We start from the raw sequence: 26,333 nt of genomic DNA, 5'->3' as shown, positions 1-26,333 counted from the left end.
GGCACGCCATCATGACCGAGTCGCAAACCGCCTTCGAACTGCTGCTGGACATCGACCGCCGCTGCCGCCTGTTGGCGGCTGACCTGCCGTCCCAGGAAACCCGTCTGCAGCGTTGGAGCGGGATCGGCTTTCGCCTGGGGCCGCATTGGTATGTGGCGCCGATGGGCGAAGTCGCCGAGGTGTTGCACGAACCGCGTTGCACCTTGATGCCGGGGGTTAAACCCTGGGTCAAGGGCGTGGCCAACCTGCGCGGGCGTTTGCTGCCGGTGATGGACCTGGGCGGGTTTCTCGGCCTGGACCTGTCCAAGGCGCGCAAGCAACGGCGGGTGCTGGTGGTGGAATTCAACGACTTGTTTGTCGGGCTGCTGGTAGATGAGGTGGTGGGCATGCAGCATTTCGCACAAGACGCCTTGTTGACAGGCGCCAACTCCGGCGTGCCGTTTATTCAGGGGCAGTTCGACAGCGACCAGCTCTGGCAGGTCTTCAGCCCCTTCGCTTTGGCCCAGGCCCCAGGCTTCATGGATGTTGCCGCATGACCACCGCTACTACTCCCAAACCGCAAGCCGCGTCGCGCAGCCGTTCGCAGATCATCGTGCTGTTTATCGCGCTGATCGTGTTCATCATGCTGTTGTTCGCCAACTTCGCGTACCTCAACACCCAATCCACCTATGACAAACAGTACATCGGCCACGCCGGTGAGCTGCGCGTGCTGTCCCAGCGCATCGCCAAAAATGCCACCGAAGCCGCTGCCGGCAAGGCCGCCGCGTTCAAGCTGCTGGGCGACGCGCGCAACGACTTCGCCCAGCGCTGGGGCTACCTGAAAAAAGGTGACGCCGAGACCGGCCTGCCGGCGGCGCCCAGTGCGGTACGCGCCGAGATGCGCGCCGTGCAGACTGACTGGGAAGCGCTGCTGAAAAACACCGACGCGATCCTCGCCAGCGAGCAGACGGTGTTGTCGTTGCATCAAGTGGCCGCGACCCTGGCCGAAACCGTGCCGCAATTGCAGATGGAGTCGGAAAAGGTCGTCGATATCTTGCTGCAGCGCGGCGCCCCGGCGAGCCAGGTGGCGTTGGCTCAGCGCCAGTCGCTGCTGGCCGAGCGCATCCTGGGCGCCGTCAATACCGTGCTGGCCGGCGACGAAACCGCCGTGCAGGCCGCCGACGCGTTTGGTCGCGATGCCAACCGCTTCGGCCTGGTGCTCAACGGCATGCTCAACGGCAACCCGGGCCTGCGCATTACCCAGGTTGAAGACCACGATGCCCGCGCGCGCCTGGCGGAAATCGCCGAGCTGTTTGAGTTCGTCTCCGGCTCTGTGGATGAAATCCTTGAAACCTCGCCGCAACTGTTCCAGGTGCGCGCTTCGGCGAGCAATATTTTCAACCTGTCGCAAACCCTGCTCGATGAAGCCTCACACCTGGCCACCGGGTTTGAAAACCTCGCCAGCGGGCGCAGCTTCGACACCATCGGCGGCTATGTGCTGGGCCTGTTGGCGTTGACCTCGATCATCCTGATCGGCCTGGTGATGGTGCGCGAAACCAACCGCCAACTGCATGAAACCGCCGAGAAGAACGAGCGCAACCAGAACGCGATCATGCGCCTGCTCGACGAAATCGAAGACCTGGCCGATGGCGACCTCACGGTGACCGCCTCGGTGACCGAAGACTTCACCGGCACCATCGCCGACTCCATTAACTATTCGGTGGACCAACTGCGCGATCTGGTCGCCACCATCAACCTCACCGCCGGGCAAGTTGCCGGCGCGGTGCAAGAGACCCAGGCCACCGCCATGCATCTGGCCCAGGCCTCGGAGCATCAGGCCCAGCAAATCGCCGAAGCCTCCACCGCGATCAACCAGATGGCCCAGTCCATCGACCAGGTGTCGGCCAACGCGGCGGAGTCTTCGGCGGTGGCGGAGCGTTCGGTGGAAATCGCCAACAAGGGCAATGAGGTGGTGCACAACACCATCCACGGCATGGACAACATTCGCGAGCAGATCCAGGACACCGCCAAGCGCATCAAGCGCCTGGGCGAGTCTTCCCAGGAGATTGGCGATATCGTCAGCCTGATAGACGACATTGCCGACCAGACCAACATCCTCGCCCTCAACGCGGCGATCCAGGCGAGCATGGCCGGTGACGCCGGGCGCGGTTTTGCGGTGGTGGCCGATGAAGTGCAACGGTTGGCTGAACGCTCATCCGCCGCCACCCGGCAAATCGAAACGCTGGTGCGGGCCATTCAGACCGACACCAATGAAGCCGTTATTTCCATGGAACAGACCACCACCGAAGTGGTGCGTGGCGCGCGGTTGGCCCAGGACGCCGGGGTGGCGCTGGAAGAAATCGAAGGCGTGTCGAAAACCCTGGCGGCGTTGATTCAGAGTATTTCCAATGCGGCGCAGCAACAGACGTCGTCCGCCGGGCAGATCTCCCTGACGATGAACGTGATCCAGCAAATCACCACGCAGACGTCATCCGGCTCGACCGCCACCGCCGAAAGTATCGGCAACCTGGCGAAGATGGCCAGCCAGTTGCGCAGGTCGGTGTCGGGTTTCACCTTGCCACCGCCCAAGCAAGTTGAGGATTGAAATGCAGTCAAAATGTGGGAGCGGGCTTGCTCGCGAAAGCTATGTATCAGTCGCCTAATCTGCTGGCTGGCCCACCGTATTCGCGAGCAAGCCCGCTCCCACATTTAATCTTCATTGGTTTTGAGATCTTGGCAACACACGCAGTCCATGAATTCTAAGCGGAGCAGTTATGGTTGATCGGCACGACTACGTGGCCCTCGAATGGGTCAAGGGCGACATTGCCGAAACCCTGAAACAGGCCCGTTCGGCGCTGGACGCGTTTGTCGAAACCAGCGACGGCGACGCCATCGGCGAGTGCCTGGCCTGCGTCCATCAGGTGCATGGCGCGCTGCAAATGGTCGAGTTCTACGGCGCGGCCCTGCTGGCTGAAGAAATTGAAGAGCTGGCCCTGGCCCTGCAAGCCGAACGCGTCAGCCAGCGCGATGAAAGCATCCGCCTGCTGCAACAGGCGCTTAGCCAGTTGCCGCTGTACCTCGAGCGCGTACACAGTGCCCGCCGCGACCTGCCGCTGGTGGTGTTGCCGCTGCTCAATGACCTGCGCAGCGCGCGCGGCGAAAGTCTGCTGTCGGAGACCAGCCTGTTCAGCCCGCAACTGCTGTCGATTGCGCCGTTGCCCGATGAGGCCTTGGCCCAGCGCGCGCTGCCTGACCTTCACGAGCAACTGCGCCAGTGGCACCAGCTTCTGCTGCAGGCGTTGGCCGGTTTGCTGCGCGAAGACCATGGCCCAAGCAACCTGGAAGACATGGCGCGGGTTTTCGCGCGCCTCGAAGCGCTATGCCAGGGCGCGCCGCTGCTGCCTTTGTGGCAAGTCACCTCGGCGCTGGTCGAAGGCATGCTCACGGGCGTGATCGCCAACAGCCCGGCGCTGCGCAGTTTGCTCAAAGCCAGCGACAAGCAACTCAAGCGCCTGCTGGTCCAGGGTATCGGCGGCATCAACCAACCTGCGCCGGATGAACTGCTCAAGAGCCTGCTGTTCTACGTCGCCAAGGTCACCCGGCTAACGCCGCGCATGCAAAGCCTCAAGGAACGCTACGGCCTGGATGAAGCCTTGCCCGACAGCGCCGTGGTCGATGCCGAGCGCGCGCGCCTGGCCGGGCCGGATCGCAATGCCATGGGCTCGGTGCTTGGCGCGTTGTGCGAGGAACTGGTGCGGGTCAAGGAGCGCCTGGACCTGTTCGTGCGCAGTGACCGGCAGCACACCAGCGACCTTGATGCCTTGCTGGCGCCCCTGCGGCAGATCGCCGACACCTTGGCCGTGCTGGGCTTCGGCCAGCCGCGCAAAGTCATTATCGACCAGCTTGCCGTGGTGCTTGGCCTGGTCCAAGGCCACCGCGAACCCAATGATGCAGTGCTGATGGATGTCGCCGGGGCCTTGCTCTATGTCGAGGCCACGCTGGCGGGAATGGTCGGCACCGTCGAACCGGAAAGCCGCGAAGAAAGCCGCCTGCCCACCACTGACCTGACCCAGATTCACCAACTGGTTATCCGCGAATCTTGCCAGTGCCTCAAGCAAGCCAAAGAGCTGGTGATTGACTGCATTGAAGCCCATTGGGATCGCCAGCGCCTGGAGTCTCTGCCCGAGTTGCTCAGCCAAGTGCGCGGGGCGTTGGCGATGATTCCCCTGCCGCGCGCGGCGAGCCTGATGCGCGGCTGTACCGATTATGTCGACGAACAACTGATGGTGAACGAGGCCGCGCCCTCCGAGGTACAACTGGCGCATTTTGCCGACGTAATCAGCAGCCTGGAGTACTACCTGGAACGCATGCTTCAGGACGCCGACGCTGCGGGCGAACGCGTGCTGGAACTGACCACCCAGGGCCTGGCCGCGCTCGGCTATCTGCCCGCCGAAAAACCCTGGCGTCAGGCACTGGTCGCGCCGGACGGCGCGCTGTCGACCGAGGTTGCGCCGAGCCAATCCCAGTTCGACGCACTGGCCAGCCCGACATCACGCCTGAACCCGCCTGCACTGCAACGCCCCGGCAGCCTGCTGCCACCGCCGCTCGGTGAAGAGCCCATCGACGATGAGCTGCGCGAAGTCTTCCTCGAAGAAACCGACGAAGTCCTCGAAGTGCTGCACCGTTACTTGCCGAATTGCGCGGACAAAACCGCTCAAGGCGAGATGCGCCGCGCGTTCCACACCTTGAAAGGCAGCGGCCGTATGGTCCGCGCCCTGGTGCTGGCCGAGTTGGCCTGGGCAGTGGAAAACCTGCTTAACCGCGTGCTCGAACGCAGCGTTACCCTCGGCCCTGATATTCAACAGGTGCTGGATGAAGCCGTGGCCCTGCTGCCGGAATTGATTGCCGATTTCGCCACCGATGACCAACGCCAACGCGATGAAGTCGACGCCTTGGCCGCCCGTGCCCACGCCCTGGCCAGCGGCACTGAAAAGGTCGCAGAACCCCACGACCCGATGCTGTTGGAGATCTTCCGCAACGAAGCCCAGAGCCACCTGGAAAGCCTCAACCACTTCCTGCAGCAGGCCGCCGAACACGTGCCGCTGCAAGTCAGCGATGAACTGCAACGCGCCCTGCACACCCTCAAGGGCAGCGCCTACATGGCTGGCGTGTTGCCGATTGCCGAACTGGCGCGGCCGCTTGATCACCTGACCCGCGAATACAAGGCCCACCGCCTGCCGCTGGACCTGGATGAAGTGGAACTGCTGCTGGAAGCTGAAGGTTTGTTTCAGCGCGGGTTGCGACAACTGGACAGCGACCCGCTCGTGCCGATCAAGGGCGCAGCGGACCTGATCGGCCGTACCCAAAGCCTGCTCGACCATCAGCTCGACGCCTTGCTCGACGCGCCTAATACGGGCCTGCGTATCAAACGCGACCCGCAGTTGATTACCAACTTCCTGGCCCAAGGCATGGACATCCTGCTGGATGCCGAAAGCCTGCTGCGCCGCTGGCAGCAACACCCCGGCGAGCGCCAGGAGCTGACGGCGCTGCTGGACGAATTGACCACCTTGGGCGAGGGCGCGCACATCGCCGACCTGCACGCCATCGACGCGCTGTGCGAGGCCTTGCTCGATCTGTACGGTGCCGTGGAAGAGAGCAGCCTGGCGGTCAGCGAGCGGTTTTTCCAGGAGGCCGAACAGGCCCATGAAGCGTTGATCAACATGCTCGACCAACTGGCCGCCGGCCAGGAAATCAGCCCGGCCCCGGCGCGGGTACAAGCCCTGCGCGAATTGCTTGATGACGCCCTCGATCCGTCCGCCACCGGCCTGATCAAAAGCGACGGCAGCCGCGCCCTGAGCATCTCGGAACTGGGCGCCGCCACGGCACAGTTGGGCCAGGACACGGCGATGGACGACGAGATCGTCGAGATCTTCCTGGAAGAGGCGGTGGATATCCTCGACAGCGCCGGGCAGTCGCTTAAACGCTGGTTGCTGGAGCCCGACAGCGCGGCACCGCTCTCGTCACTGCAACGGGATTTGCACACCCTCAAAGGCGGCGCGCGCATGGCCGAGATTGGGCCAATTGGCAACCTGGCCCATGAGCTGGAATGCCTTTACGAAGGCTTGGTGGACCGCCGCTACAGCTACTCGCCGGAACTGTCCCACGTGCTGATGGCCAGCCATGAGCGGCTGGCCTTGCAGTTGGATCAACTGCAAGGCCACCAACCCCTGAGCGACTCCAGCGACTTGATCGCTCAACTGCGCGAGTTACGCCAGAGCAGCACGCCAGCCACCCCGGCAACTGCGCCCGAAGCGCCGGCTGACCCCGAGCTGCTGGATATTTTCCTCGAAGAAGCCGCCGATATTCTCGACAGCTCAAGCAGCGCGTTGCTGCGCTGGCAGGCTGAGCCGAACAATCGCCAGGAGGTGGAAACCCTGCTGCGCGACCTGCACACCCTCAAAGGGGGCGCGCGCATGGTCGAAATCGGGCCGATTGGCGATTTGGCCCATGAGCTGGAATTTCTCTACGAAGGGCTGTCCGCCGGTTTGCTGGCCCCGTCCCCCGAACTGTTCGCGTTGCTGCAGGGCTGTCATGACCGCCTGGCGCAGATGATCGATGCGGTGACGGACGGCTTGCCGGTGGGCTCGGTGGACAAGCTCATCGAGCGGATCAAAAGCCTGGTGCACCCGAGTGATGAACCGTTGTTGCCAGTGGCATTGCCAGCGGGCAAGGCGGAAGCGGCGGTTGATCCTGCTGCGGACATGGTGAAAATCTCTGCCGATTTGCTGGATGACCTGGTCAACCTGGCCGGTGAAACTTCGATCTTCCGTGGCCGTATCGAGCAGCAGGTGAACGACGCGCGCACCGCGCTCAATGAAGTCGAAACCACTATTGAGCGCATGCGCGACCAACTGCGCCGGCTCGACACCGAAACCCAGGGCCGCATCCTCAGCCGCCAGCAGGCCGAGGCCGAGCGCTTGGGTTATGAAGAATTTGACCCGCTGGAAATGGACCGCCACTCGCAGTTGCAGCAGCTGTCCCGAGCGCTGTCTGAGTCAGCCTCCGACTTGCTGGACCTCAAGGAAACCCTCGACCGCCGCAACCAGGATGCGCACAACCTGTTGCAGCAACAGGCGCGCATCAACACCGAGTTGCAAGAAGGCCTGATGCGCACGCGCATGGTGCCGTTTGAACGCATGCTGCCGCGCCTCAAGCGCATCGTGCGCCAGGTGGCGGAGGAGTTGGGCAAGGACGTCGAATTCGTGGTCGGCAATGCCGAGGGCGAGATGGACCGCAACGTGCTGGAACGCATGGTGGCGCCGCTGGAACATATGCTGCGCAATGCCGTGGACCATGGCCTGGAATCGCGCGAGGCACGGTTGCTGGCCGGCAAACCTGCGAGGGGCCGTATCAGCCTGGACCTGGCCCACGAAGGCGGCGATATCGTCTTCGACATGCGCGACGATGGCGCCGGGGTGCCACTTGAGGCGGTGCGGCGCAAGGCAATCAAGCGGGGTTTGCTCAGCCCCCATCAAGAGATCAGCGACCGCGACGTGTTGCAGTTCATCCTGCAGCCGGGGTTCTCCACGGCGGAAAAAATCACGCAGATTTCCGGGCGTGGCGTGGGCATGGACGTGGTGCACGAAGAAGTGCGCCAACTCGGTGGCTCGATGGTCATTGATTCGACGCCGGGCGAGGGCGTGCACTTTCGCATTCGCCTGCCGTTTACGGTGTCGGTCAACCGGGCACTGATGGTGCAATGCGCGGACGATCAATATGCGATTCCGCTCAACACTATTGAAGGCCTTGTGCGCGTGCTGCCCCACGAACTGGCGGGGCACTACCAACAAGACCCGCCACGTTATGAATACGCTGGCCAGCGCTACGAGTTGTTCTACCTGGGCGACCTGCTGCACACCGTCGCCCGGCCGAAACTGTTGGGCCAGTACCAGCCGGTGCCGGTGCTGCTGGTGCAATGCAACGAGCGGCGCGTGGCGGTGCATGTGGATGCCATGGCCGGTACGCGAGAGATCGTGGTCAAGGGCCTGGGCCCGCAGTTTGCGGGCGTGCAGGGGTTGTCCGGGGCGACCATTCTGGGCGATGGCCGCGTGGTGTTGATCATCGATTTGCTCGCGCATATCCGCGCCCGGCAACCGGCCTTGCCGGCCCGGTCGGTCGACGCCGCGCTGGTCCTCAACGACCCGCTGAAAAAACGCCCGCTGCTGGTGCTGGTCGTGGACGATTCGGTCACCGTGCGCAAAGTCACCAGCCGCCTGCTGGAGCGCAACGGCATGAACGTACTCACTGCCAAAGACGGGATCGACGCCATCGCCCTGCTCGAAGAACACACCCCGGACCTGATGCTGCTCGACATCGAAATGCCGCGCATGGACGGCTTCGAAGTGGCCATCCAGGTGCGCAACGACCCACGGCTGATGCGCCTGCCGATCATCATGATCACCTCGCGCACCGGCCAAAAACACCGCGACCGCGCCATGGCCATTGGCGTCAACGACTACCTCGGCAAGCCGTATCAAGAGTCGGTGCTGCTGGAAAGCATCGCCTACTGGAGCAAGTCCCATGCTTGACCACCGCACCAGCCAACTCACCGGCCTGCTATTGCCCCTGGCTGACCGCCACCTGGTGCTGCCCAACGTTGCCATCGCCGAACTGATCGACTATCAGCGTGGAGAACCGGCCAGCGATGCACCGCCGTGGTACCTGCGGCAAGTGACCTGGCGCGACCGGCAGTTGCCGTTGATCAGCTTTGAAGCGGTGTGCGGTGAGGCCAGCGTGACCGGCGAGCGCTCGCGGATTGTGGTGTTGAACGCGCTCGGCGGGCGACCGACGTTGAAGTTCATTGCGATGGTGATTCAGGGCATTCCCCGCTCGTACAAGCTCGATAGCCAGTTGAGTTACGTGGATGTGCCGCTGTGCCCGCTGGAACTGGCGGCGGTGCAGGTGGGGGAGCATGTGGCGAAAGTACCGGATTTGATGGGGTTGGAGGCCTTATTGGTAGAGTCCGGGTTGGCCTGACGATTAGCCTTGTGAAGATCCACTGTGGGAGCTGGCTTGCCTGCGATAGCGGTTTGTCAGTCACTGCATCAATAACCGACCCACCGCAATCGCAGGCAAGCCAGCTCCCACACTGAATTGTGCTCGGCCCAAGATCTCAATCAATCCGCGCAAATCGCTCAATCACCGGTTGCTCCCGATGCTCGGCCTGCCACAAGTCGTAGGCACTTTGCATCGACAACCATAGCTGCGCGGTACTCACGCCTGCCCGCTCCAGCCTCACGGCAAGGTCGGGGCTGACAGGCGCATGGCCATGCAAGATCCTTGAAAATGTCTCGCGGGCAAAGCCCAGGCGTCGTGCCATTTCAGTGATGGTAATGCCCAAGGCTGGGATTACATCTTCAAGCAGGATTTCGCCTGGGGGAGGTGGGTTGTGCATGCCTATGTTGGGTTTGACGGTCGGGTTCATGATGTTTGCCCGTGGCGCTATCCGGAGGGAAAAAAAGACTAGAGGGGCGGGTTCCAAGCAACAACCTGAATACCTTGTCGGAATATTCTCTGTGGCAAGCCCGCTCACCACAGGAAGCGCCTTTGCTTCGAGATTTGTAGGAGGACTTCAGATTTTTCCTGCAAGATTTCGGGCGGTGCATGAACTTGTTGCGGGTAGTCATGGCGGCTAGTCTTCGTCCCGTCATCGAAAAAACGGTGACACGGACGTGCAAGTCCGAGAAATCTGTTTAGGCGTTCAAGACGCCTAGATTCAAAGGCGTTCCTCAATGATTCGTTTAGGAACCGCACATCATGCCTAATTCGTCCTCGTCCAATATCTTCACCGTCAACCCCAATCAAAACACCGAAGCTCTACTCGTCGACGCCAGTGAAACCCTGTCATCGCTGAACGCCATGACCTGCAACCTGGCCTTTGACCTGAATACTTCCCAGCGCGCAATCATGCTCGGCATTCAGCAAATGGCCGAGTTGGGCCAGTTGCTGGTCGATAGAGCGCTGGAGCAGGTCAGCCCGGCGGCGGAAGGTTAAATCGGTCCCAAATAGGGGCTGGTCGTTCCCTGTTTAGGACCGCTACTTAACAGGCACCACCGAACAAATGTGGGAGCGGGCTTGCTCGCGAATGCAGGGTGTCAGTCGGTACATGTGTAACTGACCCACCGCATTCGCGAGCAAGCCCGCTCCCACATTTTGATCTTCATTCGGCTCGAATCCAGTATTTGCTGATTGATCGTTTCCTATACCCAACCGCTTAAACTTGATCGTTCCCAAAAAGGGACCTATCGTTCCCTTTTTGGGACTCTTTGGCCGCCGCCATGCAAACCTTGCCGCTCAGCACTGCGCTCTTCACCGTCACCCAGCAAAAAGTGCTGGGCCTGCTTTTTGGCAAGCCCGATCAAAGTTTTTTCACCAACGAAATAGCCCGCTGGGCCCAAGTGGGCAAGGGCAGCCTCACCCGCGAACTTGAGCGGTTGCAGTTGGCGGGCATCTTGAGCATGACGCGCCAAGGCAACCAGACCCACTACCAAGCCAATCCCCAGTGCCCGATTTACTCGGAGTTGTTGGCCATCGTGCGCAAGACGCTGAGCCTGGACGAACCCTTGCGCAATGCATTGGCGCCTTTCGCCGAGCAACTGACGTGGGCGTTCATCTACGGCTCCATCGCCAAGGGCGAGGCGCACTCATCCAGTGACATAGATCTGATGCTGATAGGTGAAAGCCTCAACTACAGTGAAGTCATGGAGCAGCTCATGCCGCTGGAAGAGCAACTGGGCCGCACCATCAACCCGACGCTTTACACCCTCGAAGACTGGATCGGCAAATGGAATGCCGGGAACAGTTTTGTGCAGCGGGTCGTGCAGCAGGACAAGATCAATCTGATGGGGGGCAACCCCCTGGAATCCACGGATGGACAGCAAGCCAAACCTGGAGAACCTGCAACGTAGCGGTGGCTTGAAGGCAGAGCCGCCGGATCGCAAGGAGTGTGATGGACTGATGCGCTCGGCCCGGGACCGATTAAGGGATGCGGGCAACCCACTGTTGTCGTTCGCCAGTCGTTTCGACCTGGCATACAACGCTGCCCACGCCATCGCGCTCACGGCCTTGCGTTTGCAAGGCTATCGTTCTGACAAACGCTATTTGGTCTTTCAATGTCTGATTCACTCCGCCGACGCGAACAAGGTGCAGGTGAGGTTATTGGCGCTGTGTCATGAGCGCCGAAACCTGGCGGAGTACGAAGGGTATATGGATGAGGATGAGGCGCTGCTGGGGCAGTTGATGGATGGCGCGATAACACTGCTGAATAAAGTGGAAGACGTGTTGGCTGTCCATCAGTGGCAATGACGTGACTCTTCTGAACACCACCGAACAAATGTGGGAGCGGGCTTGCTCGCGAATGCAGGGTGTCAGTCGGTACATGTATAACTGACCCACCGCATTCGCGAGCAAGCCCGCTCCCACATTTTTAATCTTCAGTCGGCTCGAACTCAGCGTTTGCTGATTATCCGTTACTCCAGCCGTAACGATCTGCCGTTGGGCTTGATTGATGCCCCCCGGATTCACTCCTAAGGTAAGCCCACGACAGCAAACCCCGTGGAGCGACCATGACAACAACCATCACCCCCGACTCGCGCTGGACGCGGCGGCGCGACGAGAAGCAGCGGCGCCTCGGGTTGGTCAAAAAATACGCAGACGGGGCGGTGCTGCCCAGCGACAAGATCGTCGAGGCTCTCGAAGCGCTGATCCTGCCTGGCGACCGCGTGGTGCTGGAGGGCAACAACCAGAAGCAAGCCGATTTCCTCTCGCGTTCCCTGGCCAAGGCCGACCCGGCCAAGCTCCACGATTTGCATATGATCATGCCCAGCGTCGGCCGCTCCGAGCACCTCGACCTGTTTGAAAAGGGCATCGCGCGCAAGCTCGACTTCTCCTTCGCCGGCACCCAATCCCTGCGCATCAGCCAGTTGCTCGAAGACGGCCTGCTGGAAATCGGCGCGATCCACACGTATATCGAACTCTACGCACGGCTGGTGGTGGACCTGATCCCCAACGTCGTGCTCTCGGCCGGTTTCATGGCCGACCGCGCCGGCAATATCTACACCGGCGCCAGCACCGAAGACACCCCGGCGCTGATCGAACCCGCCGCGTTCAGTGATGGCATCGTCATCGTGCAGGTCAACCAGTTGGTGGACGACGTGACCGACTTGCCGCGCGTCGACATCCCCGCCAGCTGGGTGGATTTTGTGGTGGTGGCCGACAAGCCGTTCTACATAGAGCCGCTGTTCACCCGCGACCCGCGCCACATTAAGCCGGTGCATGTGCTGATGGCGATGATGGCGATCCGTGGCATCTACGAAAAACACAATGTGCAGTCGCTCAACCATGGCATCGGTTTCAACACGGCCGCCATCGAGCTGATCCTGCCCACCTACGGCGAGTCCCTCGGTCTTAAGGGCAAAATCTGCCGCAACTGGACCCTCAACCCACACCCAACCCTGATCCCCGCCATCGAAAGCGGCTGGGTCGAAAGCGTGCATTGCTTCGGCACCGAGTTGGGCATGGAAAACTACATCGCCGCACGGCCGGATGTGTTCTTCACCGGCCGCGACGGCTCGATGCGCTCCAACCGTATGTTCTGCCAACTGGCCGGCCAGTACGCGGTGGACCTGTTTATCGGCGCCACCCTGCAAGTGGACGGCGACGGGCATTCCTCCACCGTGACCCGTGGCCGCCTGGCGGGTTTTGGTGGCGCGCCGAACATGGGCCACGACCCGCGTGGTCGTCGCCATGGCACCCCGGCCTGGCTGGATATGCGCCACGACGACGCGCCGGAGGCTTTGCTCGAACGCGGCAAAAAACTCGTGGTGCAAATGGTCGAGACCTTCCAGGAAGGCGGCAAACCTACCTTCGTCGAAACCCTCGACGCGGTGGAAGTCGCGCGCAAAAGCGGCATGCCCCTGGCGCCGATCATGATCTACGGCGACGACGTCACCCACCTGCTCACCGAAGAAGGCATCGCCTACCTGTACAAGGCGCGCTCCCTGGAAGAGCGTCAGGCGATGATCGCCGCTGTCGCCGGCGTCACCGCTATCGGCATGCGCCACAACCCCAAGGACACCGCGCGCATGCGCCGCGAAGGCTTGATCGCGTTGCCCGAAGACCTCGGCATCCGCCGCACCGACGCCACCCGCGAACTGTTGGCCGCCAAGAGCGTGGCCGACCTGGTGGAATGGTCCGGTGGCTTGTACAACCCGCCCGCCAAGTTCAGGAGCTGGTAAATGCGCGCCCTCAAACTGCATGAACTGAGCCTCGCCGATCGCCTGGCGGACATGGCCGTCGACGCGCTGATCGATGAGGCGGACTTGTCGCCAAAACCCGCTTTGGTCGACCGCCGCGGCAATGGCGCCCATGCCGATTTACACCTGGGCCTGATGCACGCGTCGGCGCTGTCGCTGTGGCCGATGTTCAAGGCGATGGCTGAAGCCGCGCTTGAATTCGGTGAAGTCGGTTTGCCGCTGCGCGAAGCCCTCGGGCGGATTGGTCGCGAAGGTGAGCAAGCCATGCTCACCACCACCAACGGCGTGAACACCCATCGCGGCGCGATCTGGGCACTCGGTTTGCTTACCGCAGCGGCGGCTCTGGAACCACGCGCCATCACGCTGAATGCGGCCAGGCTGGCCTTGCTCAACGACCGCTACGCGCCCCACCCAATGAGCCATGGCGCCCAAGTCGCCCAGCGTTACGGCGCACGAGGTGCCCGTGAAGAAGCACAACTGGGCTTCCCTTCGGTTGTACAACGCGGCCTGCCGCAATTGCACAAAAGCCGTCAGCAAAATGTCGGCGAACAGAACGCCCGCCTGGACGCCTTGCTCGCAATCATGACCGACCTGGCCGATACCTGCGTGCTCTACCGCGCAGGCATCGAGGGCCGCAACGCCATGCAACACGGCGCCCAGGCTGTGCTGGACGCTGGCGGCAGTGCAACCCTCGCCGGCCGCCGCCAACTGCACGAACTCGACCAGCAATTACTGGCCCTGAATGCGTCCCCCGGCGGCGCCGCCGACCTGTTGGCCGCCTGCCTGTTTATCGACCGCCTCGACGGAGCGTTGTGATGGAAACCTTATCCTTTGAATTCCCCGCCGGGCAGCCGCCAACAGGCCGTGCGCTGGTGGGTTGCGTCGGCTCCGGTGACCTTGAAGTGCTGCTGGAACCGGGCACCCCGGGCACGCTGACTATTCAGGTGCAGACCTCGGTAAATGGCGCCGAACAACGCTGGCAGCATCTGTTTGAGCGGATCTTCCAGGAACGGACGCCCCCAGCCTTGAAGATTGATATCCACGATTTCGGCGCCACCCCCGGCGTGGTGCGCTTGCGCCTGGAGCAGGGTTTCGAGGAGGTCGGCCATGACTGAGTTGCTCAGCAAACACAGCTTTGTCGAACTCGGTGCACGGCAGCGGGCCAAGGCCTTGTTGGACACCGGCACTTACCGCGAGCTGATCGATCCGTTCCAGCGCGTGATGTCTCCGTGGCTCAGCCGCCAAGGCGTGGTGCCCCAGGCCGATGACGGTGTGGTGATCGCCAAGGGCAGCATTGCCGGATTGCCGGTGGTGGTTGCGGCTATCGAAGGCAACTTCCAGGGCGGCAGCCTCGGTGAGGTTGGCGGTGCGAAAATCGCTGGCGCCCTGGAACTGGCGGCTGAAGACAACCGCAAGGGCCTCCCGACCCGCGCCGTGCTGCTGCTGGAAACCGGCGGCGTACGCCTGCAGGAAGCCAACCTCGGGCTTGCTGCAATTGCCGATATCCACGCGGCGATTGTCGACTTGCGCCAGTACCAGCCGGTGATCGGCGTGGTGGCGGGCAGCGTCGGTTGCTTTGGCGGCATGTCCATTGCTGCCGGGTTGTGCAGCTACCTCGTCGTCACCCGTGAAGCACGCCTGGGCCTGAATGGCCCGCAGGTGATCGAGCAGGAAGCAGGCCTGGAAGAATACGACTCCCGCGACCGCCCCTTTATCTGGAGCCTGACCGGCGGCGAGCAACGCTTTAACAGCGGTTTGGCCGACCGTTATGTGGCGGACGATGTGGCGCAGATTCAACAGACCGTCACCGCGCTGCTGCAACAAGGCTTGCCTGCACAACAACGCAGCCGCCGTGCCGATTTCTACCTGACACGCCTGGCCGAACTGGACGCCGCGCCGCAAATCGACGCGGCCACGGTGCGCGACCTGTATCAAGGAGAACGCTCATGAGAGGGTTGCAGTGGTTCAACGCATTGAGCAACGGCGCCACGCCCGTGGAAGGTTTACCGGCCTCGCTGAAAGTCGCCGACGGCGTGTTGGGTGAATACGCGGTGCGTTTCATCGCCGTGGTCACCGATGCACAAAACCGCTTCCCGCGCGCGCGCAACGGCGAAGTCGGCCTGCTCGAAGGCTGGGGCCTGGCCAAGGCCGTGGACGACGCCATCGCCCGTGGCGACAAGCGCCCCATCATCGCCATCGTCGATGTGCCCAGCCAAGCTTACGGCCGTCGCGAAGAATCCCTCGGCATCCATCAAGCGCTGGCCGCCGCCGCCGACAGCTACGCCCGCGCCCGGCTGGCCGGGCACCCGGTGATTGCACTGCTGGTGGGTAAGGCCATGTCCGGCGCGTTCCTCGCCCACGGCTACCAGGCCAACCGCCTGATCGCCTTGCGTGACCCCGGCGTGATGGTGCACGCCATGGGCAAAGCCTCGGCGGCGCGGGTGACCCTGCGCAGCGTCGAAGAATTGGAAGCCCTGGCCGCCAGCGTGGCGCCGATGGCCTATGACATCGACAGTTATGCCAGCCTCGGTTTGCTCTGGGAGACCTTGTCGGTCAGCCAGATTGAACAGCCCACGGCGGACGATGTGGTGCGGGTCAGCGATTGCCTGCTGCACGCGATCCACGATATCGAAGGCCCTGATTTAAAAGGGCGGCTGGGCGCCACTAATCGCGCCGCCTCCAGCCACGTGCGCCAACTGCTGCGGGAGCAATGGTGAACGCCCACGATTTGCTCTGGGGCATGACCCCGGCGCATTTGCCCGCCGATGCGCCGGCGTGGGCGGTGGACGCCGTTGGCGCCGGCCATCCGGTGGTGGTGCGTCGCGCCATCGCTGAGCCGGGCTATGTGGCGGTCGGCGTGCGCGGGCAACGGCGCGAGCAGCGTTTTGCGACCGTGATGCCTCTCGCAGCCGTGCAACGGCGAGTGACGCCCCAAGCCCTGCGCGATGTGAGCTCGCCACGGGATTTACCGGCGTTGCGCGCACTTGATCAACTGCGGCCGTTGTTGGCACAGCAAGATTGGGGCGTGAGCGGCAGTGCCGGCTTTGAATTGGCAAGCGGTATCGAGGCGTTGCATGCCCTGAGCGATCTGGATTTGATTCTGCGCACGCCCCAGCCGCTTGATCGCAAGGACGCCCAAACGTTGCTGGCGCAATTGGACACGGCGCCGTGTGCCGTGGACCTGCAACTGCAAACCCCGTTTGGCGCCGTCGCCTTGCGCGAATGGGCCGGTGGTTCACGCCGTGTGCTGCTGAAAACCACCGGCGGCGCGCATCTGGTGATTGACCCGTGGCAGGCCGTGGCATGAGCAGCCTTCTGGTGTTTCCGGGGCAGGGCGCCCAACGCACGGGCATGCTCCAGGCGCTGCCGGCCGCCGTGCTGGAAGAAGCCAGTGACGCCTTGGGTGAAGACGTTCGCCTGCTCGACTCGGCGCAAGCCTTGGCGAACACGCGCGCCGTTCAGTTATGCCTGCTGATCACCGGTGTTGCCCATGCCCGCCAGTTGCACCACACACCCGACTACGTGGCGGGCCTGTCCATCGGCGCCTACCCTGCGGCGGTGATCGCAGGTGCCCTGGACTTCGCCGACGCGGTAAAACTGGTCAGCCTGCGCGGCGAACTGATGCAAAACGCTTATCCACAGGGCTACGGCATGACCGCGCTGATCGGCCCGGAGTTATCCACCGTCGAAACCTTGCTGGCCGATATCCACAGCGCAAAAACGCCGGTGTATTTGGCCAACATCAACGCCGATAACCAAACCGTCATCGCTGGCAGCGAGGCGGCGATGAAGCGGGTTGCCGAACGCATCAAAGGCAACGGCGTCGCCAAGCGCCTGGCGGTCAGCGTGCCGTCCCATTGCGCGCTGCTGGAAGAACCTGCCCAGGCACTGGCCCAAGCCTTCGTCACGCTCAAGGCCCCGCGCATTACCTACCTGAGCAGCACTCGCGCGCGGCCAATCCATAACCCGGAACAACTGCGCGACGACCTCGCCTTCAACATGTGCCGCGTCGTCGACTGGCGCGGCACCGTGCAAAGCGCCTACGAGCGCGGCGTGCGCCTGCAAATCGAACTGCCCCCGGGCGCCGTGCTCACCGGCCTGTCACGCCGTGTGTTTGAACAAGGCACGGTGATCGCCTGTGAAGGCGCACGCCTGGACACCTTGCAGGCCCTGCTGCAAGAGGAGGAGCGCCGCCACCGATAAAGCACCACCCAAGGCTTTCGAAGCACAAAAACAACAATTTCGATCGAGCACTTTGAGGACAACAATGATGATTATCTACGGTGTGGCATTGCTGGCGATCTGCACGCTCGCGGGCGTGATCATGGGTGACATGCTGGGCGTGTTGCTCGGCGTCAAATCCAACGTGGGCGGGGTGGGCATCGCGATGATCCTGCTGATCTGCGCGCGGTTGTGGATGCAAAAACGCGGCGGCATGACCAAGGATTGTGAGATGGGCGTCGGCTTCTGGGGTGCCATGTACATCCCCGTGGTTGTCGCGATGGCCGCGCAACAAAACGTCGTCACCGCCCTGCACGGCGGCCCGGTCGCGGTGCTCGCGGCGATTGGCTCTGTGGTCGTTTGTGGCTGCACCATCGCGCTGATCAGCCGCACCCACAAGGGCGAACCCTTGCCCGATGAAGATCCGCTGATTACGCCGACACCTGTCGTGGGAGGCCGCTGATATGTGGGCACTTATCGAAAAAGGCTTGGAGAATAACGGCCTGGTCACCGCCTTTGCGTTCGTCGGCGTGGTGATGTGGATTTCCGTGGTGCTGTCCAAGCGCCTGACCTTCGGGCGCATTCATGGCTCGGCGATTGCCATTGTTATCGGCCTTGTATTGGCCTGGGTGGGCGGCACGCTTACCGGCGGGCAAAAAGGCCTGGCCGACGTGGCGCTGTTCTCCGGTATCGGTTTGATGGGCGGCGCGATGCTGCGCGACTTTGCGATTGTCGCCACGGCCTTTGAAGTACAAGCCACTGAGGCGCGCAAAGCCGGGTTGATCGGTGTGATTGCCTTGCTGCTTGGCACGATCCTGCCGTTTATCGTCGGAGCAAGCATGGCGTGGGCGTTTGGGTATCGCGATGCGATCAGCATGACCACCATTGGCGCGGGTGCCGTGACTTACATCGTTGGGCCTGTGACCGGTGCGGCAATTGGCGCGACGTCGGATGTGATGGCGTTGTCGATTGCCACCGGCTTGATCAAGGCGATCCTGGTGATGGTCGGCACGCCCGTCGCGGCGCGTTGGATGGGCCTGGACAACCCGCGCTCGGCGATGGTGTTTGGTGGGTTGGCCGGGACGGTCAGCGGCGTGACCGCAGGCTTGGCGGCGACGGATCGGCGGTTGGTGCCGTATGGCGCGTTGACGGCCACGTTCCATACCGGGCTTGGGTGCTTGCTTGGGCCTTCGTTGCTCTACTTCATCGTGCGTGGGTTGGTCGGCTGATTTTGGTGGCTGTAAGGGCCTCATCGCGGGCAAGCCCGCTCCCACATTTTGCTCTGTGAATACATTCAAATGTGGGAGCTGGCTTGCCTGCGATGGCGGTCTCAAGCCTGCCGATTGGCATACATCCGGCACTCCGCCAACAAGGCCAGCAAGTTCGGGTCGCGCTCCTTGGCCTTCAGAAACATCACACCAATATGCTGCTGCATTCGATACCTGGGTTGCAGCGGTATGAGCTTCACACGGTTCTCATACACCGCCGCAATCCGCCCCGGCAGCAGTGCATAACCCACGCCTGAGCTGACCATGCTCAACAGGGTGAAGATGTCATTCACCTGCATGGCCACCTTCGGCTCAAATCCCGCCTGCTTGAACACTCGGTTGCCATCCTGATGCGTGGCGAAGCCTTGGGTGAGGGTGATGAACGTGGCGTCGCGCACGTCGGCGAGGTCGATTTCCTGCTCGCGGTCGAACGGTGAATCGGCCGGGGTGGCGAGGAAGATGTCATCGGAGAACAGTGCGATCTGCGCGCAGTCAGGGTCGTTGGCGTGTTCGTCGAGGGAGATGAGGATCGCGTCCACTTCCATGTTTTTAAGCTTGTAGAGCAGGTCGAAGTTGGAGCCCAGGATCAGGTCGATATTCAGTTCACTGCGGCGGATTTTCAGGCCCATGATCAACTGCGGCACGGTCTTGACCGTCAGCGAATACAGCGAGCCGAGCTTGAAGCGTTCGGCGGAGAAGCCGGCGGCTTCGCGGGTCAGGCGCACGCTGTCGACCACGTCGGCCACCAGTTTTTGCGCGCGCTCTTCCAGCACATAGGCGCTTTCCAGCGGGGTGAGGTTGCGCCCTTCGTGTTTGAACAGCGGGCAGCGCAGGGCGTTTTCCAGCGAGTGGATGGCGCGGTGCACGCTGACGTTGCTGGTTTGCAGCTCGGCGGCGGCGCGGGCCAGGTTGCCGGTGCGCATGAACGCCAGGAAGATTTCCAACTTCTTGAGGGTGAATTCTTCGTCGATCAGCATGGCCGTGGCTCGGGTTCGAATGCCGTCGATTGTGCCCCTAAAACCAGTCCGCTCCCAGCCATGAACTGCACAGTCCCAACACCACGCCGAGGATGATCAGCCAGATCGCGTTCAGCCGCGTGTAATACACCACGGCGGCGCTGGCCAGGGTCAGCACCAGGCTGGTCGCGTTGTTTTCCAGGCTGTTCATCAGGATGTAGGTGGAAGCGAGGATCAGGCCAATGGAGAGCGGTAGCAGGCTGCGTTTGACGCGCTGCACCCACGGCGTCCGGGTGTGCCGCTCCAGCCAGCCGGCGCCGACGTAGGTCAGCACCGAGCAAGGCACCAGTTTGGCGGTCAACGCCACCAGTGCGCCGGGCAGGCCCGCCGCCTGTTGGCCGATAAACACCAGGAACATGCCGTTTGGCCCCGGCAGTGCCTGGGAGAGGGCGAAGAACGCGACGAATTGCGCATCGGTGATCCAGCGCATATCAGTGACGGTATAGCGGTGGATATCACTGATGGCTACGGTATTGCCGCCAATCGACATCAGCGACCACAGCGCGCATTGAATCATCAGGTGCAGCAGGACGGTTTGCATCAGCCGGCCCCCGTGTTCGAGCGGATAAAGCTCAAGGCCAGGGAGCTGGGGATGCCAATCAGCAACACCATCCACAGCGGCAATACGAAGATCGCCATCAAGACGAAGGTCAACACAAAGGCGCTGTAGTTGGCGATCGTCCTGGGCATGGCCTTGAGCAGGCGCAGGGTGGTGCCGAGCATCAGGCCGGTGGCAATCGGCATGACGGCGCCGAAGATCTGCTGCACCACGTCATTGCTCCACCACTTGGCATAGGCGAAACCGGCGAGCACGGTGATCAACGAGGGGAACAGGTACAGCCCGCACACGGTCACAATTGCACCCGGCAAGCCATGCAGGCGCCGGCCGTAGATGATGCCGACGTTGGCGATATTGGGCCCGGGGAAGAATTGCCCGGTAGTCAGCAGCTCATTGAAGCCTTGCTCGCTGACCCAGCGGCGCTGGTCAACCATCATCTGCCGTGCCCAGGGCATTACGCCGCCAAAGCCGAACAGGCCGACCATGGCAAAGTTGTAAAACAACTGCCATAGGCTGGGATGAGGCGGCGCGGGTTCAAGCTCGGGCACGGGGATTACCGATAGGGTGCTTTTATGTGGGCGCTGGCTTGTCGGATCGCCGCATCGCTGCGACAGCGATGTGTCAGCCAATACTCAGTGGCTGACAGGTCCTCATCGCAGGCGAGCCAGCTCCCACAGGATGAAGCGAATCATCTATCGGCGGGTGCGTTTGGGCAAATGAAGAAAGGTTGTTACCTGCCAAGCCGCCCGGAGCGTCAGAGTGCATAGTGTAAAACCATGCGGTAACGGTTATTCGAGGTAAGTGACACATGTATCACGGGGAACGATTCAACGCGTGGAGCCATTTGGTCGGGGCGGTTGCAGCTTTTGTCGGCGCAGTATGGATGTTGGTGGTGGCGAGCCTGGACGGCAGCCCCTGGAAGATCGTCAGCGTAGCGATTTATGGCTTTACGTTGCTGGTGCTGTACAGCGCCTCTACCGTGTATCACAGCGTGCAGGGGCGACGAAAAGCGATCATGCAGAAGGTCGACCACTTTTCGATCTACCTGCTGATCGCCGGCAGTTACACGCCGTTCTGCCTGGTGACGCTACGCGGGCCGTGGGGTTGGACGCTGTTTGGGATCGTGTGGGGGCTGGCCGTGATCGGCATCCTGCAAGAGATCAAGCCACGCTCCGAGGCGCGGATTCTATCGATTGTGATCTACGCGGTGATGGGCTGGATCGTGCTGGTGGCCGTCAAGCCGTTGATGGCTGCGCTGGGCACGGCGGGGTTTGTCTGGCTGGCCTCGGGCGGGGTGTTGTACACCGTCGGCATCATCTTTTTTGCCCTGGAGGATCGCCTGCGCCATTCCCATGGGATCTGGCATTTGTTTGTGATCGGCGGCAGCCTGCTGCACTTCGTGGCGATCATGCACTACGTGCTGTAACCGGCGACGCGGTTAAAAAATGGGGGAGCGGGCTTGCTCGCGAAGGCAGTGTGGCAGTTGATAAATAGGCTAACTGATCCACCGCATTCGCGAGCAAGCCCGCTCCCACATTAGATTGGTAGTGTTTTCACAAGCGTTCGAGCAGTTCACGCGCGCGTTTGCCGAAGATCTGCAGCAGGTTCGCCAGCATATGCGGCGGCGGCTCGTCAGCACGGGTCAGGGCGTACAGGGTGATCGGCAGCGGCGGGGTGAGCGTGCGGATGCAGGTGGTGGCCGTTGAGGCGCCCAAGGCTGTGAACGGGTCGATTACCGTCAACCCGGCGCCTGACTCGACCATGGCGCGCGCCAGGGAGTAGGTTTGTACGGCGATCGTCACCCGAGGCGCTGGGTCGATGTTTTCCAGGTAGCTGTCGAGTTTTGCCGCCAACGGATCAGCACTGGACAGCCCAATCAGCGGCGCACCCGCGAGCGCTGCCAGCGGCAATGGCTTGCTCATCTCGGCGTCTGGCCAATAACCCTTGGAGGCCAATGCCACCAACACCCCATTGGCCAGCACTTGCGTGGTCAAACCGGGATGGCCGGAGAAGTTGAGCGTCAGCGCCAGGTCGATCTCGCGCATCAACAGCTTCTGAACCAATTCGCGGCTATGGTCGCTGGACAGCTCGCAGGCGATGGTCGGGTAGTCGCGCGTCCATTCCAGAATCGCTGGCGGCAGCAGCGACAAGGCCAACGCCGGAATGGCACCAATGCGCACGCTTTGCCCAGGCTCACGGCGCAAGCTCTTGGCCAGGCGTCACACACCTTGCAGGCTCTCGGTGACTTTCTCGACTTCGCTTTCCAGCGCCAGGGCTTCCGGGGTGGGCAGCAATTTGCCGCGCACCCGCAGAAACAGCGGGAAGCCCAGCTGCAACTCGGCGTGCTGCAGCACCTTGGTCACCGCCGGTTGCGAGACGTGCAGCAACTGCGCAGCGGCGCTGACAGAGCCGGTCTGGCGGATGGCCTGGAAAATTTCGATGTGACGCAAGCGCATGGCACGTCCATAACCTTTGTTTATAGGTGGCCCATCTTTATTCATTGTCGGTGGCCTGTCACCTGGCCCTACGCTTGAGCCCAAGTTAATTCAAGAGCGGGTGGCGGGAATGGCCAAGCGGGTTTGCATCATTGGCGGTGGCGTCATCGGGTTAGCGAGTGCTTACGCCCTGGTGCGTGCAGGCCATGAGGTGACGGTGATTGAAGCGCGCGACACCTTGGGCAGCGAGACCAGTTTCGCCAACGGTGGGCAACTGTCCTACCGCTATGTGGCGCCACTGGCCGACGCCGGCGTACCGCTGCAAGCCATTGGCTGGCTGTTGCGCAGTGACTCGCCGCTAACGCTGCGCCCCCGGCTCGACCCCCAGCAATGGCGCTGGATGGCGGCCTTTATCGGCGCCTGCCGTGGCTCGGTGAATAAACGCAATGCCGCCCACCTGCTGCGCCTGGCGTCCTTGAGCCAGACCACCCTGGAGCAATGGCGAGAAGCTGACCGCCTCGACGGCTTCGACTGGCGGCGCAACGGCAAACTGGTGACCTTTCGCAGCGCGGGCACCTTTGAGCATGCGCGCAGCAAGGTCACCGATACCTTGCAACAGCAAGTGTTGTCGGCCGCCGATTGCGCACGCCTGGACCCGGCGTTGGCGAGCGGTGGTTTTGTCGGTGGCATCTATACGCCCAGCGAAGAGGTTGCTGATTGCCATGCCTTTTGCCGGCGGCTCGCGGCGCGGCTTGAGGCCTCGGGACGCTGCACTTTTTTGCTCGGGAAGAAAGTCACTGGCCTGCGTCACGCCGACGGCGTGGTGCAGGCCGTCGTGCTGGGCGATGACGTGATGCCGGTCGAGCAGCTGGTGCTGGCGGCCGGGCATCGCAGTGCTGAATTGGCATTGCCTGGGTTGTCGCTGCCGCTTTACCCGCTAAAGGGCTACAGCCTGAGCGTGCCAATTGGCGCGCAGCATCAGGCGCCGAATGTGAGCATCACCGACTATGACCGCAAGATCGTCTACGCGCGCATCGGCCAGCAGCTGCGGGTGGCGGCCATGGTCGATATCGTCGGCTTTGATGCGCGCCTTGAGCCAAAGCGCCTGGCACTGATGAAGCGCCAGGCACTCGAGACGTTTCCCCGTGCTGGCGATTACACCCGCGCCGTCGAGTGGGCCGGTATGCGCCCCGCCACGCCGACCGGGGTGCCGCTGATCGGCGCCAGTGCGTACCGCAACCTGTGGCTGAACCTGGGCCACGGCGCGCTCGGTTTTACCCTGGCCTGCGGCAGCGGCCAACTGATCGCCGAGTTGATCGGCCAGCGGGTTCCTTCCATTGATATGCAGGGCCTGGCGCCCAGCGCCGCTTGAGGATAAAGCCATGACCATCAACCGAATCAACAGCAACGAACGCCTCTCGGGTGCCGTCACCTTCAAGGACCTGGTGTTCCTTTCGGGCCAGGTGCCGGGTGAAGGCCAGGAGGTAGCCACGCAAACCCGCGAGGTGTTGGCCAGGATCGATGCATTACTGGCGCAGGCGGGCAGCGACAAGGACCACCTGCTCAACGCAACGATTTACCTGAAAGACATCGGCGCCGGTTTTGCACCGATGAATCAAGTGTGGGCGGCGTGGCTGTCACCGGGCATGGCGCCGACGCGCACCACCGTGCAGGCGGAACTGGCGCGCCCGACTGTGCTGGTGGAAATCAGCGTGATTGCTGTACGTAAATAACCGCAAGACCAACGGAGAATAACAATGAAAAAAATCCTGTTGACCGGCTGCACCCTGGGGCTTTTGTTTGGCGCTCAGGTTCAGGCGAATGACGCGCCGCTGGACGGCACGTTGAGCAAGATCGCCAGTGCCAAGTCCATCACGTTGGGTTATCGCGATGCGTCGGTGCCGTTTTCCTACGTGGGCGATAACAGCGGCAAGCCCATGGGCTATTCGGTGGAGTTGGCGAACAAGATCGTTGAGCGCATCCAGCAGAAAACCGGGGTGGCGAACCTCAATGTGAAGTACAACCTGGTGACCTCCCAAACCCGTATCCCGTTGGTGCAGAACGGCACCGTGGACCTGGAATGCGGCTCCACCGGCGTCACCGCCGAGCGGCAGAAGCAGGTGGCGTTTTCCTACGGGTTTATCTATGTGAAAGGCCAGTTGCTGACCGCCAAGGACAGCGGCATCCAAGGCTTCGATGACCTCAAGGGCAAGAACGTGGTCACGACTGCGGGCACCACCAACGAGCGTTTTCTAAAGAGCTACAACGCCGAACACAAAGCCAACATGTTTGTGATCAGCGCCAAAGACCACGGTGAAGCGTTCAAGATGCTCGAGACCGGCCGTGCGGTGGCGTTCTACATGGATGACGCGCTGCTCTACGGCGAGCGTGCCAAGGCCAAGGACCCGCACCACTGGGCGGTGGTGGGTAAGGAGCAATCGCGGGAAATCTACAGCTGCATGGTGCGCAAGGACGACCCGCAGTTTCTCGCAGTGGTCAACGAAACACTCGGCGACCTGTACCGCTCGGGGGAAATCAACGGGATTTACCAGCGCTGGTTTGAACAGCCGATTCCACCCAAGGGCTTGAACCTGGAGTTTCCGATGACAGCCGAGTTAAAGGCGATTATTGCCAAGCCGGTCAGTGATCCGGTGGAGTAAGGCACTGGTACCCCGACCACTGTGGGAGCTGGCTTGCCTGCGATAGCGGTGTACCAGGCAACAGCGAGGTTGAATGTGCCGACGTCATCGCAGGCAAGCCAGCTCCCACATTCGATTGGGTTTGCAGGGCTGGGTTAGAAGTCGCCCCATAATTGCTGGGCCACGGCCAGTGCCACCACGGGCGCGGTCTCGGTGCGCAGCACGCGCGGGCCGAGGCGGGCGGCGTGGTAGCCGGCGCTTTGGGCGGCTTCGACTTCTGCGTCGGTCAACCCACCTTCAGGCCCGATCAGGAAGGCCAGGCTGGCAGGCCTGGCATGGCTGATCATCGGCTCGGCCACCGGGTGCAGCACCAGTTTCAACTCCGCCTCGGCCTGCTTTAACCAGTCCGCCAGCAGCAGCGGTGGGTGAATCACCGGCACCGTCGACCGCCCGCATTGCTCGCAGGCGCTGATCGCCACTTGGCGCCAGTGCAGCAGGCGTTTGTCGGCACGCTCGTCCTTGAGTCGTACTTCGCAGCGGTCGCTGAAAATCGGCGTGATTTCATTCACCCCCAGTTCGGTGGCTTTCTGAATCGCCCAATCCATGCGCTCGCCCCGGGACAGGCCCTGGCCGAGGTGGATGTGCAGCGGGGACTCGGTCTGGCCCGCGAAGCGTTCCGTGAGTTGCACGGTGACGCGTTTTTTACCGACCTCCAGCAACGTGCCCAGAAACTCATGGCCGGAGCCGTCGAAGAGTTGCACGGCATCACCATCGCCCATGCGCAACACGCGGCTGATGTAGTGCGCCTGGGCTTCGGGCAATTCGTGCTCGCCGAGGCTCAGCGGGGTGTCGGTAAAAAAGCGGGACAGTCTCATTTCTGTTCTCTGGAAAAATACAAAACCT

The 26,333-nt window shown here is 62.3% G+C and carries 25 protein-coding genes and 1 pseudogene; 20 read left to right on the top strand and 6 right to left on the bottom strand.

The window, feature by feature from the left end; all coding sequences use genetic code 11:
* Positions 1 to 11 precede the first annotated feature (11 nt).
* From ACI77D_RS07445 to ACI77D_RS07430, 4 genes are all read left to right on the top strand, one after another.
* Entirely contained in the window at positions 12 to 536 is a 525-nt protein-coding gene (locus ACI77D_RS07445; RefSeq protein WP_064454540.1) for a chemotaxis protein CheW, read from the top strand.
* The gene (locus ACI77D_RS07440) at positions 533 to 2,584 is read left to right on the top strand and encodes a methyl-accepting chemotaxis protein (RefSeq protein WP_064454539.1); all 2,052 of its coding nucleotides are present in this window, start codon (positions 533 to 535) and stop codon (positions 2,582 to 2,584) included. Before ACI77D_RS07445 ends, ACI77D_RS07440 begins: the two co-directional genes overlap by 4 nt.
* A 169-nt stretch (positions 2,585 to 2,753) precedes the next feature.
* The gene (locus tag ACI77D_RS07435) at positions 2,754 to 8,567 is read left to right on the top strand and encodes an Hpt domain-containing protein (RefSeq protein ID WP_407016329.1); all 5,814 of its coding nucleotides are present in this window, start codon (positions 2,754 to 2,756) and stop codon (positions 8,565 to 8,567) included.
* On the top strand, positions 8,560 to 9,015 hold the full coding sequence (locus ACI77D_RS07430; RefSeq protein WP_159960623.1) for a chemotaxis protein CheW: 456 nt from the start codon (positions 8,560 to 8,562) through the stop codon (positions 9,013 to 9,015). Before ACI77D_RS07435 ends, ACI77D_RS07430 begins: the two co-directional genes overlap by 8 nt.
* A 136-nt stretch (positions 9,016 to 9,151) precedes the next feature.
* On the opposite strand, the gene ACI77D_RS07425 is transcribed toward ACI77D_RS07430, so the two are convergent.
* A complete protein-coding gene (locus tag ACI77D_RS07425) occupies positions 9,152 to 9,439 on the bottom strand; it encodes a HigA family addiction module antitoxin (protein ID WP_221296152.1) in 288 nt (95 codons plus the stop codon).
* A 356-nt stretch (positions 9,440 to 9,795) separates the two neighbouring features.
* Here ACI77D_RS07425 and ACI77D_RS07420 point away from each other — a divergent pair, with 356 nt between their 5' ends.
* From ACI77D_RS07420 to madM, 12 genes are all read left to right on the top strand, one after another.
* Positions 9,796 to 10,032, top strand: coding sequence for a DUF6124 family protein (locus tag ACI77D_RS07420; RefSeq protein ID WP_407016328.1), 237 nt, complete (start codon positions 9,796 to 9,798; stop codon positions 10,030 to 10,032).
* 284 nt (positions 10,033 to 10,316) lie between these two features.
* Complete coding sequence (locus tag ACI77D_RS07415; RefSeq protein ID WP_064454535.1) at positions 10,317 to 10,946, top strand: nucleotidyltransferase domain-containing protein; 630 nt, start codon at positions 10,317 to 10,319, stop codon at positions 10,944 to 10,946.
* Positions 10,909 to 11,343 carry a hypothetical protein gene (locus ACI77D_RS07410; protein ID WP_064454534.1) on the top strand — a complete coding sequence of 145 codons (435 nt, stop codon included), beginning with the start codon at positions 10,909 to 10,911 and terminating at the stop codon, positions 11,341 to 11,343. The genes ACI77D_RS07415 and ACI77D_RS07410 overlap by 38 nt, the downstream gene beginning before the upstream one ends.
* 260 nt (positions 11,344 to 11,603) lie before the next feature.
* The gene (gene mdcA / locus ACI77D_RS07405; RefSeq protein ID WP_078803987.1) at positions 11,604 to 13,274 is read left to right on the top strand and encodes a malonate decarboxylase subunit alpha; all 1,671 of its coding nucleotides are present in this window, start codon (positions 11,604 to 11,606) and stop codon (positions 13,272 to 13,274) included.
* Positions 13,275 to 14,108, top strand: a complete 834-nt coding sequence (locus ACI77D_RS07400) for a triphosphoribosyl-dephospho-CoA synthase (protein WP_407016327.1) — start codon at positions 13,275 to 13,277, stop codon at positions 14,106 to 14,108.
* Positions 14,108 to 14,407 (top strand): malonate decarboxylase subunit delta, encoded by a 300-nt coding sequence (locus tag ACI77D_RS07395; RefSeq protein WP_407016326.1) that lies wholly within the window; start codon positions 14,108 to 14,110, stop codon positions 14,405 to 14,407. Before ACI77D_RS07400 ends, ACI77D_RS07395 begins: the two co-directional genes overlap by 1 nt.
* Entirely contained in the window at positions 14,400 to 15,242 is an 843-nt protein-coding gene (locus ACI77D_RS07390; protein WP_407016325.1) for a biotin-independent malonate decarboxylase subunit beta, read from the top strand. Before ACI77D_RS07395 ends, ACI77D_RS07390 begins: the two co-directional genes overlap by 8 nt.
* A complete protein-coding gene (gene mdcE, locus ACI77D_RS07385; protein ID WP_407016324.1) occupies positions 15,239 to 16,009 on the top strand; it encodes a biotin-independent malonate decarboxylase subunit gamma in 771 nt (256 codons plus the stop codon). The genes ACI77D_RS07390 and mdcE overlap by 4 nt, the downstream gene beginning before the upstream one ends.
* A complete protein-coding gene (locus tag ACI77D_RS07380; RefSeq protein ID WP_407016323.1) occupies positions 16,003 to 16,599 on the top strand; it encodes a malonate decarboxylase holo-ACP synthase in 597 nt (198 codons plus the stop codon). The genes mdcE and ACI77D_RS07380 overlap by 7 nt, the downstream gene beginning before the upstream one ends.
* Positions 16,596 to 17,495 carry a malonate decarboxylase subunit epsilon gene (mdcH, locus tag ACI77D_RS07375; protein WP_407016322.1) on the top strand — a complete coding sequence of 300 codons (900 nt, stop codon included), beginning with the start codon at positions 16,596 to 16,598 and terminating at the stop codon, positions 17,493 to 17,495. Before ACI77D_RS07380 ends, mdcH begins: the two co-directional genes overlap by 4 nt.
* Positions 17,496 to 17,562: 67 nt before the next feature.
* Positions 17,563 to 17,976, top strand: coding sequence for a malonate transporter subunit MadL (gene madL / locus ACI77D_RS07370; RefSeq protein WP_407016321.1), 414 nt, complete (start codon positions 17,563 to 17,565; stop codon positions 17,974 to 17,976).
* 1 nt (position 17,977) lies between these two features.
* On the top strand, positions 17,978 to 18,742 hold the full coding sequence (gene madM, locus ACI77D_RS07365) for a malonate transporter subunit MadM (RefSeq protein ID WP_064454525.1): 765 nt from the start codon (positions 17,978 to 17,980) through the stop codon (positions 18,740 to 18,742).
* A 101-nt stretch (positions 18,743 to 18,843) separates the two neighbouring features.
* Here madM and ACI77D_RS07360 read toward each other — a convergent pair whose 3' ends face one another.
* The 3 genes from ACI77D_RS07360 to ACI77D_RS07350 are packed head-to-tail and all read right to left on the bottom strand — an operon-like array spanning position 18,844 to position 20,904.
* Positions 18,844 to 19,758, bottom strand: a complete 915-nt coding sequence (locus tag ACI77D_RS07360; protein ID WP_064454524.1) for a LysR substrate-binding domain-containing protein — start codon at positions 19,756 to 19,758, stop codon at positions 18,844 to 18,846.
* 37 nt (positions 19,759 to 19,795) lie between these two features.
* Complete coding sequence (locus ACI77D_RS07355; RefSeq protein WP_407016320.1) at positions 19,796 to 20,338, bottom strand: chromate transporter; 543 nt, start codon at positions 20,336 to 20,338, stop codon at positions 19,796 to 19,798.
* On the bottom strand, positions 20,338 to 20,904 hold the full coding sequence (locus ACI77D_RS07350; protein WP_407016319.1) for a chromate transporter: 567 nt from the start codon (positions 20,902 to 20,904) through the stop codon (positions 20,338 to 20,340). Before ACI77D_RS07350 ends, ACI77D_RS07355 begins: the two co-directional genes overlap by 1 nt.
* A gap of 260 nt (positions 20,905 to 21,164) precedes the next feature.
* On the opposite strand from ACI77D_RS07350, the gene ACI77D_RS07345 reads away from it, so the two are divergent.
* Complete coding sequence (locus ACI77D_RS07345; protein ID WP_064454521.1) at positions 21,165 to 21,782, top strand: hemolysin III family protein; 618 nt, start codon at positions 21,165 to 21,167, stop codon at positions 21,780 to 21,782.
* A gap of 127 nt (positions 21,783 to 21,909) precedes the next feature.
* Here the strand turns inward: ACI77D_RS07345 and ACI77D_RS07340 are convergent.
* A pseudogene (locus ACI77D_RS07340) lies at positions 21,910 to 22,812 on the bottom strand (LysR family transcriptional regulator).
* 109 nt (positions 22,813 to 22,921) lie between these two features.
* On the opposite strand from ACI77D_RS07340, the gene ACI77D_RS07335 reads away from it, so the two are divergent.
* From ACI77D_RS07335 to ACI77D_RS07325, 3 genes are read left to right on the top strand one after another with little or no spacing between them, the layout of a single operon-like run.
* Positions 22,922 to 24,163 (top strand): D-amino acid dehydrogenase, encoded by a 1,242-nt coding sequence (locus tag ACI77D_RS07335; RefSeq protein WP_407016318.1) that lies wholly within the window; start codon positions 22,922 to 22,924, stop codon positions 24,161 to 24,163.
* 10 nt (positions 24,164 to 24,173) lie between these two features.
* Positions 24,174 to 24,524 carry a RidA family protein gene (locus ACI77D_RS07330; RefSeq protein WP_064454518.1) on the top strand — a complete coding sequence of 117 codons (351 nt, stop codon included), beginning with the start codon at positions 24,174 to 24,176 and terminating at the stop codon, positions 24,522 to 24,524.
* Positions 24,525 to 24,548: 24 nt separating this feature from the next.
* Positions 24,549 to 25,451 carry a transporter substrate-binding domain-containing protein gene (locus ACI77D_RS07325; RefSeq protein WP_064454517.1) on the top strand — a complete coding sequence of 301 codons (903 nt, stop codon included), beginning with the start codon at positions 24,549 to 24,551 and terminating at the stop codon, positions 25,449 to 25,451.
* A 134-nt stretch (positions 25,452 to 25,585) separates the two neighbouring features.
* Here ACI77D_RS07325 and ACI77D_RS07320 read toward each other — a convergent pair whose 3' ends face one another.
* Positions 25,586 to 26,305 (bottom strand): 16S rRNA (uracil(1498)-N(3))-methyltransferase, encoded by a 720-nt coding sequence (locus tag ACI77D_RS07320; protein WP_407016317.1) that lies wholly within the window; start codon positions 26,303 to 26,305, stop codon positions 25,586 to 25,588.
* Positions 26,306 to 26,333 lie beyond the last annotated feature (28 nt).

The organism is Pseudomonas sp. O39 (assembly GCF_045447295.1).
Classification (GTDB): Bacteria; Pseudomonadota; Gammaproteobacteria; order Pseudomonadales; family Pseudomonadaceae; genus Aquipseudomonas; species Aquipseudomonas antarctica_A.
Note: the sequence above shows the minus strand (reverse complement) of the source record. Positions and strands in the feature narration are given on the sequence as shown.